The 540-nt window shown below is 74.6% G+C and carries 1 protein-coding gene; it reads right to left on the bottom strand.

All coding sequences use genetic code 11. The features are described 5' to 3' along the window. The coding region (locus Q6969_RS16225) for a squalene/phytoene synthase family protein (protein WP_317231356.1) at positions 1–540 on the bottom strand (540 nt) is incomplete at both ends.

Here is a 540-nt window from a genome sequence, read left to right as displayed (position 1 = left end):
CGGCGAGCGCGATGCGGGCCTTCACGGGATCCGGCACCCGCACGCGCGTGCGCGCCAGCTCGGCCGCGGGGGTGGCGCGGAGCCGCACGGCGAGCTCCGCGAAGAGGCCCTGCGCGAGCGCGACCGCGCGCCGGCTGGAGGCGGGCAGGTCGGGGATGACGGCGCCGGACATGCGGAGGTCCTGGTCGATGTCGTCGAGGATGCGCTCCTTGTCGGCCTCGGAGAAGGTCGCGACGTCGACGCCGGGGAAGTAGCTGCGGCCGAGCGCGCCGTGGTCGGCGGCGAGGTCCCGGAGGAAGTTGACCTTCTGGAAGGCGGCGCCGAGCCGCTTGGCGCCCTCCTCGAACCGGATGCGCTCGGGGCGCGTGGTGGCGTGGCCGACGAGGAACGCGCGCAGGCACATGAGGCCGACGACCTCGGCGGATCCGTAGACGTACTCCACGAAGGAGGCGGGCGTGTGCTCCATGCGCCGCAGGTCCATGCGCATGGACGCGAAGAACGGGGCCGTCAGCTCGGCGCCGAAGCCGGACCGGCGGGCGG

Origin of the sequence: Clavibacter sp. MX14-G9D, assembly GCF_032917815.1 — a bacterium.
Taxonomy (GTDB): domain Bacteria; phylum Actinomycetota; class Actinomycetes; order Actinomycetales; family Microbacteriaceae; genus Clavibacter; species Clavibacter michiganensis_K.
Note: the sequence above shows the minus strand (reverse complement) of the source record. Positions and strands in the feature narration are given on the sequence as shown.